Source organism: Acinetobacter lactucae (assembly GCF_013344765.1).
In the GTDB taxonomy this organism is placed as follows: Bacteria; Pseudomonadota; Gammaproteobacteria; order Pseudomonadales; family Moraxellaceae; genus Acinetobacter; species Acinetobacter lactucae_A.
Genome location: NZ_JABVBF010000376.1, coordinates 1 through 778, shown reverse-complemented (window position 1 = coordinate 778; position 778 = coordinate 1). Strand labels below are relative to the sequence as shown.

General features: G+C 31.4%; 1 protein-coding gene. It reads right to left on the bottom strand.

Annotation, left to right across the window (positions count from 1 at the left end; all coding sequences use genetic code 11):
- Positions 1-106 precede the first annotated feature (106 nt).
- On the bottom strand, positions 107-778 hold a 672-nt coding region (locus HUN22_RS17425; RefSeq protein ID WP_174732007.1), incomplete at its 5' end, for a M23 family metallopeptidase.

Sequence of the window (778 nt, the reverse complement as noted above, 5' to 3'; positions counted from 1 at the left end):
GATATATACAGGCTGATTCGGATTATTTTCTATATTAAACTCAGCATTAGCTACTGTTGAGGCTCCCAATATAAGTGCCAGACATAATTTATACTTAATCATATATTTACCTATTTACTTTAACACCATTTTCAGTTGTCATACAATTATCTAGCCATGGGAATGGATCTAATCTATAAGACATTCCAGATTTACCCATTGATTTCATTATTTCAGAACGCACTTCAAAATGTAAATGGGAACCATCTTCAACTCTAGTCATACTCCCAGCATTACCACTATTACCCGTTTTTCCTAAAACTGTATCAAGATTCGTTATACTATCTCCTTCCGATACATTTATAGAATTTAAATGTGCATAAATAAAGTAAATTGTGTCTAAATTTTTTGCTAAGACTTTTTTTGAACTAGGTAAATCATTTACATCACATTCTAAAATAATTGTTTTCCCATAACCAGGATATGCGGGAATTACTTTTGCGATAGTTCCCACACAAACAGGATAAATATTAACTCCATTATCAGCTTCTAAATCTACTCCCTGATGAATACCACTAGCCCTATAGCTTGTACGATTAAATCTCGATGCAACTTTTGTTGCTTGTTCTAAATTTTTTTCATTATAGGAGCTAGCATTTGCTTTTAATGGTAATGAGTTATAGCCAAATCTTCTTATTTGACAAATACCATTTAGAGGATTTCTCCATCTATTGAAATTTAATTTTTGTTCGCTGTTAGAGTTTTGCTTTTCTGTTGATGCATTAGTTATATTCTTAGA